The sequence below is a fragment of the Nodularia sp. UHCC 0506 genome, from assembly GCF_034931045.1.
Lineage (GTDB): Bacteria > Cyanobacteriota > Cyanobacteriia > Cyanobacteriales > Nostocaceae > Nodularia.
This window is the reverse complement of record NZ_JAYGHH010000041.1, coordinates 19,945-29,662: the sequence shown is the minus strand read 5'-3', so window position 1 is coordinate 29,662 and position 9,718 is coordinate 19,945. Positions and strand designations below refer to the sequence as shown.

Sequence of the window (9,718 nt, the reverse complement as noted above, 5' to 3'; positions counted from 1 at the left end):
AGGGTGCAGGGGGCAGGGGGCAGGGGGCAGGGGGCAGGGTGCAGGGGGCAGGGGGCAGGGGGCAGGGGATCAGAAACTTACTCAGCACTCAGCACTCATTGTCCGGGGGGGTTTACTAAGGATTTCGACGAACCACAGACTCACTGCTTAAACCCGCCCCTACCCACTCAACACTTTCCCCACTCAGCACTCAGCACTCAGCACTCAGCACTCATCAAGGATTGACATTAATTCTTCCTTGACAGACCAATTTACCAGCAAGCAAACTGAGTTCTTGAATATCGACATCTGAACCAAGATTCAAATTATAACTATGCTCATCCTCTAAAAGCGATACATGGTTTTGGATGGCTTGAATCTTTTCTAACTTCAACTCATTACCGCCCACTAAGTTTAAATTTAAACCAATCTCCAGAGGTTTGGGTTCCCTTGCAGGTGATATAATAGCTTTGAGTATAATTTGATTATTACCAAGTATTATTTTTTGCCAAGAAATTAGCTGAGATTTTAAGCAATTTTCTGGTAAGATTTGGGACACTACATCATTTAAAGCGGTAGATAATAATTCAGATGAGAGAGAAGTATTGAGATCCTCTTCCTCGACGATCAGATTGCCAATTACTGGTACTGTTTCTAATAGTTTTACTTGTTTTCCTTTGAGTATGGCTCCTATATTCACCCGAATATTTTCAGCTATAAGTTGAATTCGTGTAATATTAAGGCCTTGATATACGGCATCACTTGCCAAAATAGATACCCAAGGAATACAACCAGAGATAATTTGGCGATCGCTTGCTTTAATCTCGACTTCTAATTGTGACACTTCGCTAACTTGCGATTTTAACCAAAGCTTAAGCGCTGTTGTCAGGACGTTTTTAATGATGCGAATTTTGTGTGAATTTTTAATTAGGGAATTTTGCTCAGGCATTTCACCACTCAGTCAACGAAAATAAGCTTTAAATGTAACATTGATAGCTACTCAGCACAAAACCCAAAATATATGTTTTTTATCTAAAAAGTTTAGACCATACACAGTAATTTCAACATGGAGGCACGGTTACAAAAAGTTTTAGCACAATGGGGTATTGCCTCACGTCGTGAAGCTGAAGAAATGATTCGGCGATCGCGTGTGCAAATCAATGGCATCCCAGCCCATTTAGGACAAAAAGTTGACCCGAAAAAAGATACAATTTCCGTAGATGGTCAGCCAGTATCTACCCAACAGCGTCCACCTTTAACGTATTTATTGCTACACAAGCCAGGTGGAGTAGTTTCCACTTGCCACGACCCACAGGGAAGAAAAACAGTTTTGCATTTACTTCCGCCAGAATTACGGTTAGGTTCAGGTTTGCACCCAGTGGGTCGCTTAGACGCAGAATCAACTGGAGCATTGATCCTCACCAACGATGGAGACTTGACATTTGGACTTACCCATCCCAGTCACAGTATTCCTAAGACATATCAGGTTTTGGTCAAAGGACATCCTTCTAACGCAGTGCTGAAAATGTGGAGTCAAGGAGTGGTCTTAGAAGGGAGAAAAACACGCCCTGCCACAATCCGCTTCGTCGAAACTATTGCAAAAAATACCCATTTAGAAATAGTTTTAAAGGAGGGGAGAAACAGACAGATCCGCCGTGTAGCCCAACAGTTGGGATATCCAGTAGTTAAGCTACATCGTACTTCCATCGGACCAATTCAATTACAAATGCCAAATAAACCCTTTTTACATGAGGGTAACTATCGTTCTCTTCAAGATGCTGAAGTTCGTTTTTTAAAAGAGCATATTCAGCATTTACCTGTTAAATATTCAGTTGAGGTCAGGAGATCAAAAAAAGCATGAAATGGCTAAAAAGTAAAGAGCAACAGCAGCCCACACTTTCGTTAAAACAACAACAATCGGAAAAATTAGCAGAACTGGGCGCTCGCCTGTGGGCTTCTCGTGAAGAACGTGCTTCATCATTAGAAGAAATGGTAGTTTTAACCAAAATTCCCCGGCGGTTGTTACAAGCCATTGAAGAAGGTAACTTAGATGACCTCCCAGAACCTGTTTATATTCAAGGTTTAATCAGACAATATGCCGATGTATTAGGCTTGAATGGAGCAGAATTTGCCAATAGATTTCCTGTTGATTCTCGATCAGTGAGTTTACCTCCTACTGAAAAAAAACAGCCAATTAATCTATTACGTCCTCTTCATCTTTACTTCCTTTACATATTTGTCATTGTATGCTCTGTAAGTGGATTATCTCAACTACTGAATAATAATGCTCTGGGCGACAGCAATCAAAAATCAAAGCGAGAAACAGTTTTAAAACCAGAATCAAATCAATTAAATTCCCCAGCATTCACCAATTTAAAACCAATTAGCAAAATTTTTCATCCCAGCGATAAAAATCAGTCATTACATATTGGTGTCACCTTAAAAGCATCATCCTGGATTCGTGTAGTAGCTGATGGCAAAGTTGAGTTTGAAGGCGTTCTCCCAGAAGGAACTCAGCGCACTTGGAAAGCCGAAGAACAACTAACGGTTAAAACCGATAATGCGGGTAGTGTGTTGATGAGTGTTAATCAGCAAGCAGCGCAGCGCATGGGAGAAGTCGGAACAGAAAGGGAGATCAAGATAGGTGCTAAACCGAGGTCTTAAATCACTTAACAGGTATTACGCCGACTTAGCTTCTGGGGTCTAAAGATGCTGAGTTTCCCTCCCGCATCCCGCAAGGTTTGATGAATTTAGACGTAGTGGAATGAAAAGCTTAAAATGTTGCAATAGACAAAACTATTGTGGGGTGGGCATCCTGCCCGCCCAGAACAGCCAAGATGCTTGCTCCACAGGAGAAACATAATGCACTATTTTAAACTGGCCACGCCACTACGAAGATTTTATTTTGCCTGAGTCATAAAATTTACTTCGCCTGTGGTGCGCGTCCATAGAGCTGAGTGAGATTTTTCAGTCTCTCTCCTAATTCTGGTGTCAATAATGACGGCTGATAACGCCAACCCCAGTTACCCTCAGCAGTGCTGGGAAAATTCATCCGCGCCTCGGTTCCCAAACCTAAAATATCTTGCAAAGGAATAATTGCTTGATTAGCGATAGAACTTAAAGCTAGTCGAATTACATCCCAATGAATACCTTCGTCACTGATACAACCTAAATACAGTAATAAGTTGCGCTTTTCCCAATCGTTAGCTTGATTGAACCAGCCTACAGTTGTGTCATTATCGTGAGTCCCAGTATAAACTACAGCATTGCGTGTGTAGTTGAAGGGTAAAAACGAATTACCGGGATCAGAACCAAAGGCAAACTGCAAAACTTTCATACCGGGAAATTCATACTTATCCCGCAGCGCTTCTACTTCTGGGGTAATTACTCCCAAATCTTCCGCTAAAACTGGTAGTGTTCCCAATTTATCTTTAATTGCATCAAATAATTCATCTCCAGGGGCTTTCATCCATTGGCCATTCATTGCAGTTTCTTCACCTCGTTCCACAGCCCAGTACGCTTCAAATCCCCGGAAGTGGTCAATACGAATGACATCTATATAATCGAGCATCGCTTCAAAGCGACCTAGCCACCACTTAAAGTCTTGTTTTTGTAATTCTTCCCAGTTATAAACCGGATTTCCCCATAATTGACCAGTTTCACTAAAGTAATCTGGTGGAACTCCCGCCATTAACGCCGGTTCTCTAGTTTCTTCATCGAGACAAAAGATATGAGGATGCGCCCAGACATCAGCGCTATCTTGGGCTACATATATAGGAATATCGCCAATAATGTAAATCCCGCTCATGTTGGCATAAGATTTGAGTTCTGACCACTGGCGAAAAAATTCAAATTGGATGAACTTATAATAATAAATCTCAGCCGCTAATTTTTCTCTAGCTTGATCTATTGCTACTGGTTCACGCTTGACAAGTTCTGCCTTCCAAGTATGCCAACTGGTATTATTATTAGCATCTTTGAGTGCCATAAATAAGGCGTAGTCATCCAGCCAATAGGCTTTGCTGTCACAAAAACCGGCAAATTCTTTTTGTTGAAAAGGTGTGGCTTTAACTTGAAAATTCTCGCAAGCTTTTTTGAGCAATGCGATTTTGATTGAGTTTACTTGGTCGTAATCTACCTGAGATTCGTTAAATACTGGTAAATTAGCAAAGTCTTCTTCAGTGAGTAAACCTTGTTCTTGCAGTTGTTCTGGGCTAATAAGCATGGGGTTTCCCGCCATTGCTGAATATGCAGCATAGGGAGAATTTCCATATCCAGTTGGTCCTAATGGTAAGACTTGCCAATATTGCTGGTAAGTTTCTCTGAGAAAATCAATAAATTTATAGGCTTCTAAGCCTAAGTCGCCAATACCAAATCGACTGGGAAAAGATGTAGGATGCAGCAAAATACCACTGGATCTAGGAAAAGGCATATTTAACTTCAAATATAGAAATGAGCGATCCCATAGAATTTATCATGCTCAGGTCAACATTGAAAGCTGTCTGAAGATGTAAGAATATGGCGAAATCAGGGATATTTTACCCAATGACTGATGAGTAATGACCGAAATATAAATTTCCCAAGCTCCTAGATTTATCTGTAGGTCGAACCCAAATCTAAAATCTAAAATCTAAAATCTAAAATCTAAAATCCAAAATTGTATGACTTATCGAAATCCTGCACCGACGGTTGATATCATCATTGAGTTGGTGGATCGACCACATCGGCCAATAGTGTTAATTGAACGTCACAATTCACCTTTGGGTTGGGCTATTCCTGGTGGTTTTGTGGATTATGGTGAGGCTGTGGAAGTGGCGGCGCGGCGGGAAGCTGAGGAAGAAACGGGTTTGCAGGTGGAGTTAATTGAACAGTTTTTGGTCTATTCTGACCCTAACCGGGATACCCGTCAACATACTATCAGTATTGTGTTCTTGGCAACTGCATCGGGGGAACCAATGGCGGGTGATGATGCTAAGAATATCGGCGTTTTTGAGTCTTGGCGTGTGCCGGGTAATTTATGTTTCGACCATGACCGCATTTTGCAGGATTATTGGCGGTATCGGCATTATGGGCTGCGTCCGAGGTTGGGTTTTGATTGACGTTCGCGCAGCGTGCGCGTAGCGCATACCGCCAAGTCGCCAAGTACGCCAAGAGAAGAGTTGATTTCTGCGATTATACTAGGTTGGTGGTATTTTAGGGTGCGTTATGGATGCTGAGACATTGTTAGAGAAATATGCGGAAGGAGAACGGCAATTTCAAAAAGTAAATCTGGCGGAGGAAAATCTCAAAGGTGCTAACTTAAGTGAGATTGACCTATATGGTACAAATTTGAAGGGAACTGATTTAAGTGAAGCAAACTTAACTAAAGCAAGCTTTAATAGTGCAAATTTTACTAAAGCGTCTCTCAAAAATGCCGATTTACATAGTGTTACTGCTTCTTCATCAATATTTAGTTGGGCAGACCTAAAGAGTGCTGACTTAAGTTGGTCAACCTTGAATGATGTTCAGTTTAACTCGGCAAACTTAGAAGAAGCAACTCTGATCGGGGTGAATTTAACCAATGCCAAATTATCATTTGCAAACCTAGATATGGCAAACCTTAGTGGTGCAAATCTTAGTAACGCAAATCTTAATAATGCTTCATTAGGCGGAGCAAATTTGAGTAAGGCTTTTTTGAATAAAGCAGACTTGGAAGAATCATACTTAATCGGAGCTAATTTTACTCTGGCAACTTTAAAGGAAGCCAACTTACAAAAAGCCAAAATTCAAGGAGTTAAATTTCAGAGAGCAAATCTAACTCAAGTTGATTTCTCAGGGATGAATTTAGCTAATTGCGATTTTACAGGTGCAAATCTTCTAGTTACAAATCTGACAAAAGCTATTTTTCAAGGGGCAAATTTAGAACGGGCTAAACTGCGATATGCAAATCTTACCAGAGCAAATCTAGATGGTGCAAATCTCAGAAGAGCAGACTTAACCGGAGCAGACATTTACGGTGCAACCTTTAAAAATGCTGACCTAACTGGTGCGATAATGCCTGATGGGGAAGTTTACCAGCCAACAACCTCTGAGGGGGAAATTGGTCAGCCAGAAACATTATTAAAACAAGAGATATTTATGACTCGTCAAGTAATTCGCACAGATAACGCACCGGCTCCAGTGGGACCATATAATCAAGCGATCGCCGCTTCCGGTACAATGATCTTCGTAGCTGGTCAAATTGCCATCGATCCTCGCCTCGGTGATGTCGTCTACACAGATGATGTTAAAAAGCAAACCGAGCAGGTAATGGCTAATATGGAAGCTATTCTGACAGCCTCTGGTGCAAAATTTGAAAACGTGGTCAAAACCACAGTATTTTTAGCTGATATGAATGATTTTTCCGCCGTAAATGCGGTTTATGCTCAATATTTTTCTGAAGAAACAGCCCCTGCCCGTGCTTGTGTGCAGGTTTCTCGCCTACCAAAAAATGTTTTAGTAGAAATTGATTGTATTGCCGTAATTTAATATACTCTTGCTCCCCTTCTCGCTTGCGGGGAGGGCTGGGGGTGGGGTTTCCAGATTTCAAGATCATGATCAGATTCTAGGTTAAGCGATCGCCTTGAGCAATATGATCAAACTAAGGCAATGGGCAAAGCCCCGCCAAAGGCGAACGCACACCCCAAAAAAACACAAAATAAATACTTATGAAAATTTCTCAATAAAAAATTACAAAATCAATAGCAGATTCAGCGCAATTGACTATGATGTATGACTTGTGGCTCTTCTTCCCTATTGTCAGCAAAGTGCTTGTCCATAATTGCCGGAATTTGTGTAGATGGAATGCGACTATAGCGGGTTTTGTCTGGCATGACTATATTCGGGCCAGCCTTACATTTTTTCATGCAGCCAGTACCTTTAATCGTCACTTGGTCTTCCAAACCACGATTACTTAAAGCCGCCTCTAATGCTTGACAAACTGCTTTGCCACCACGTTTCATACAGTCAGATTTTTGACACACTAAAATAGTATCTTTATTTTTACCTGATTTAGCCTTAGTGGTTTTCATTGCTGGCGATTCCTGTAATGCAGTAGCAGTTGCAACTCTTCCAATTTCAGAACTTGCTGCCATTACACGCTCGGCTTTTAATGTCACTTGATCCTTTTTTATATCATGCTTTTTGTAGCCAACAACTTGCAACCAAGTCCCTGGTGCTAAACGCAAGTCAAAAGCTATGCGTAAATGTTTCGCAAGTTTAACATAGCATTCACCCTCAGAAGTGCCTAATAACAAGCCTTTGAGTTTATAGCCATCTTTCATGACAAAATCTATTAACCTTCCTTCCAGGCAAAACTCTGAGATGTCTGTATTGTACGATGCACTCATTTTACTTAACCTCCTGTTAACTAACTCAGTCTGAAATATCTGTTATAGGTCAAAACTTTAAAACTTTCCGTAGCGACTCTTCCAGCAATTTTCAAGATGACAAATTAATTCTTGTCGAGATGCTGTTAATTGCTGCACGACAGACCACAATTGAAAAATTGCCAAAGGGTGGTTAATTTCAACCCGCAAGGGCTGGTTAACCTCACACCAACAGGGAATATCTAGTTCCTGTAAGCGTTTATGGACTTGCCATCGGTCTGCCCAGTCAACCCCTACCCCGACAACAAAATTTTTTTCGATTTTTGAACTTAACGATTTCAAGCGACTAGCCCTCAATGTGCGACTAAATTGCAGTAACTATTTTTTCTTGACCCCCTAATTTCTAAAATTATTGGGAGTACTACCTCTTTAAACCAGCATACCTTAAGTGCAAACAATTCTCAGTTGTGAAACTAAAAAATATCATAACTTTATAATATTTTCCGGTTATGAATCGGCGCATAGGGAGTAAGGAGTAGTAGCACCAGGCCTTCGTCAAAACTCAAAAAGCCTATTCTATAAACTTTTCATCCACTGCAAATGGTTGTGTTTACAAATACGGAAGAGTATGAAATGTGTTGAAATACACAAAATATATTCTTCTGCCATGCGCCATACCCATTTCTGATGCCCAAACGTATAAAAACTAATTTCTTTTTAAGGTTCATAAAATAATTTGAAATTATTCTCATTAGTAAAAAAGAAACACTATATTATTAGAATCAACTCATCCTAACTAAAGAGGAAAAATTGCTATTTTAGGAACAAAAAATTCTAAATTCTTAGATATTAATGAGGGTGGCTTTTATTTTTTAAATGTTAATATGTAAAAGATAAGCAGTTAAAAGCCACTAGTGTTAAAAACCGAGGAAAACCATGTCTGATACACAAACCTTATTACAAAATTTTGGTCAGGTTTATGACAATCCTGTACTGCTAGACCGCAGTGTAACCGCTCCAGTCACTGAAGGTTTTAACGTTGTATTAGCTAGCTTCCAAGCACTATACTTGCAATACCAAAAGCATCATTTTGTAGTGGAAGGCGCAGAATTTTACTCCCTGCATGAGTTATTTAGCGACCACTATGAACAGGTACAAGATCATATTCATGAAATTGGTGAACGTTTAAATGGATTGGGTGGTGTACCTGCTGCTAGTTTCAGCAAATTAGCAGAATTAACCTGTTTTGTACAAGAACCCGATGGCGTATATTCTTGCCGTCAAATGGTAGAAAATGATTTGGCCGCAGAACAAGCCATCATCAACGTTATTCGTCGTCAAGCCTCTCAAGCAGAGAGTTTGGGCGACCGGGGTACACGCCATCTCTATGAGCAAATTTTGATCAAAACCGAAGAACGAGCTTACCATTTAGCTCACTTCCTGGCTAAAGATAGCTTAACTTTAGGATTTGTCCAACCTGCTCAAAATTAGTGCTTTGATAATTTCAATTTGGTAAGGTCTACACTGAGGAAAGAGTTGGCAGACTTAAACCTTAAAATAATCTAAAAATGGCAGGGGGATTTAATACTCTCTGCCATTTTTAATTCAACCCAATTCTCTGATAACTATTTCATAAACTGGCTTATGTAAACAAATTTCATTTGTGTATACTTAAGTATTATTACTGGGAAGACAAGCAGGAATTTAGATTATTATGGTATAAATAAACTATTCTCAAAAATTTCTTTTTGGGTAAGCCATAAATATGAGAAAATATAAGGAATTCCCTAGTTAAAAAATATTTCTATTAAGTGAAGATGTGAAAACCCAACTGCTAATAGAAGTTTTATGAGATAAAAGTTAATTATTTCATGATGTAATTAGTTAGCATGACCATGATTTGCCAACAAATCAGTATATATTTATTGAGAATTAATTAAAATAGTTTTCCCACCCTGTAGAAATTGACTTAACACACAGTGGCGAGACAGCATCCCAATTTAGTGAAAATATATAGGAATCCGGTTTGGTTTTCGTCGCTTGCGTGGTGTAGCCATATTTACTCGTAGAGGTAGGGAACAGGGAATAGGGAATAGGGAATAGTGAAAAAGCAATCAAGATATAGGTCGTTTTGTATGGCTTACGCCACGCAAACTATCAAAATTCAAATGGGTGCGGCTCTTTTAGAAAGACTGGTGAGGAAATCCGCAAAACAGCCTCAGCACCTTCAAGACTCCATCGAGCGCCCGTAATGTCCATTCTGTCCTTAATTAAGTAACGGCAAGCCCCCTCAATCACACCAGTCGCAATGGGAAAACCCGCAACTAAATAATCATCGTATTTGAGAAAAGCACCATGATTGAGGAGATAATTAGCGCATTTATCCACCGCAG

The 9,718-nt window shown here is 40.1% G+C and carries 9 protein-coding genes and 1 pseudogene; 5 read left to right on the top strand and 5 right to left on the bottom strand.

Annotated elements, in window-relative coordinates:
* Positions 1-214 precede the first annotated feature (214 nt).
* Positions 215-928, bottom strand: a complete 714-nt coding sequence (locus VB654_RS18975; RefSeq protein ID WP_323215362.1) for a DUF2993 domain-containing protein — start codon at positions 926-928, stop codon at positions 215-217.
* Positions 929-1,045: 117 nt separating this feature from the next.
* On the opposite strand from VB654_RS18975, the gene VB654_RS18970 reads away from it, so the two are divergent.
* The gene (locus tag VB654_RS18970) at positions 1,046-1,840 is read left to right on the top strand and encodes a pseudouridine synthase (protein ID WP_323215361.1); all 795 of its coding nucleotides are present in this window, start codon (positions 1,046-1,048) and stop codon (positions 1,838-1,840) included.
* A complete protein-coding gene (locus tag VB654_RS18965) occupies positions 1,837-2,643 on the top strand; it encodes a helix-turn-helix domain-containing protein (protein ID WP_323215360.1) in 807 nt (268 codons plus the stop codon). The genes VB654_RS18970 and VB654_RS18965 overlap by 4 nt, the downstream gene beginning before the upstream one ends.
* 259 nt (positions 2,644-2,902) lie before the next feature.
* Here VB654_RS18965 and malQ read toward each other — a convergent pair whose 3' ends face one another.
* Entirely contained in the window at positions 2,903-4,411 is a 1,509-nt protein-coding gene (gene malQ, locus VB654_RS18960) for a 4-alpha-glucanotransferase (protein WP_323215359.1), read from the bottom strand.
* A gap of 229 nt (positions 4,412-4,640) precedes the next feature.
* On the opposite strand from malQ, the gene VB654_RS18955 reads away from it, so the two are divergent.
* Both VB654_RS18955 and VB654_RS18950 read left to right on the top strand, forming a co-directional pair.
* Positions 4,641-5,078 (top strand): NUDIX hydrolase, encoded by a 438-nt coding sequence (locus tag VB654_RS18955; protein WP_323215358.1) that lies wholly within the window; start codon positions 4,641-4,643, stop codon positions 5,076-5,078.
* A gap of 106 nt (positions 5,079-5,184) precedes the next feature.
* Entirely contained in the window at positions 5,185-6,486 is a 1,302-nt protein-coding gene (locus VB654_RS18950; RefSeq protein WP_323215357.1) for a Rid family detoxifying hydrolase, read from the top strand.
* 221 nt (positions 6,487-6,707) lie between these two features.
* Here the strand turns inward: VB654_RS18950 and VB654_RS18945 are convergent, their stop codons facing one another.
* Complete coding sequence (locus VB654_RS18945; protein WP_323215356.1) at positions 6,708-7,346, bottom strand: (2Fe-2S) ferredoxin domain-containing protein; 639 nt, start codon at positions 7,344-7,346, stop codon at positions 6,708-6,710.
* Positions 7,347-7,403: 57 nt separating this feature from the next.
* Positions 7,404-7,667 carry an Asr1405/Asl0597 family protein gene (locus VB654_RS18940; RefSeq protein WP_323215355.1) on the bottom strand — a complete coding sequence of 88 codons (264 nt, stop codon included), beginning with the start codon at positions 7,665-7,667 and terminating at the stop codon, positions 7,404-7,406.
* A gap of 594 nt (positions 7,668-8,261) precedes the next feature.
* Here VB654_RS18940 and VB654_RS18935 point away from each other — a divergent pair.
* Positions 8,262-8,816: a Dps family protein gene (locus tag VB654_RS18935; protein ID WP_323215354.1), complete on the top strand. Its 555-nt coding sequence runs from the start codon at positions 8,262-8,264 to the stop codon at positions 8,814-8,816.
* 705 nt (positions 8,817-9,521) lie between these two features.
* Here VB654_RS18935 and VB654_RS18930 read toward each other — a convergent pair.
* Positions 9,522-9,718 (bottom strand): annotated as a pseudogene (locus VB654_RS18930) (ISKra4 family transposase); the annotation flags it as partial.